This is a genomic window from Cupriavidus sp. 8B (assembly GCF_054589115.1).
In genome coordinates this window covers 1-486 of the sequence record NZ_BAAILO010000427.1, presented here as the reverse complement: position 1 = coordinate 486, position 486 = coordinate 1, and the positions used below count along the sequence as shown (strand labels likewise).

The window sequence follows — 486 nt, the reverse complement described above, 5'->3', positions numbered from 1 at the left end:
CTGTTCTGCCTGATGCGGCCGCTGGCCTGCGCGCGTGACGCCTCACCGGCGCCGCTGCGCATCGGCATCGCGCCGGCCGCCGGCGGCGTCGAACTCACCTTCATCAAGCGGCGCGGTCCGCAGCAAGATAAGCCTCTGCTCGTCTCGCTGGAGCCGTCGCCGATCCTGCTTCACCGTCATGTTGCGCCTCTGGATTTGCCTGCACCTGCCCTCCCTATCCCTCGAAGTGTTCCGGCCGAGCTGGTCCACTGAGCTCGCCGTGGCGGTGCTGGAGAAGGAACGGGTTCATCTTGCTTCGCGCATGGCGATACAGGCGGGCATTCGCCTGCAGATGCGCCGTGGCGGTGTGCTGACGATGGCCCCGCAGACGCTCCTCTACGACCGGGCGCCGGCGAAAGAGGCCGAGGCCTTGCGGGCGGTGGCCATGGCGCTGCTGCAGTTCTCGCCGAACGTGGTCGAAGCGGAAGAGGCCTCGGTACTGGTCGA

At 67.9% G+C, this 486-nt stretch carries 2 pseudogenes; both read left to right on the top strand.

The features are described 5' to 3' along the window. A pseudogene (locus ACYP5B_RS40720) lies at nt 1–252 on the top strand (translesion DNA synthesis-associated protein ImuA); the annotation flags it as partial. A 7-nt stretch (nt 253–259) separates the two neighbouring features. Beyond that, nucleotides 260–486: pseudogene (locus tag ACYP5B_RS40715) on the top strand (DNA polymerase Y family protein); the annotation flags it as partial.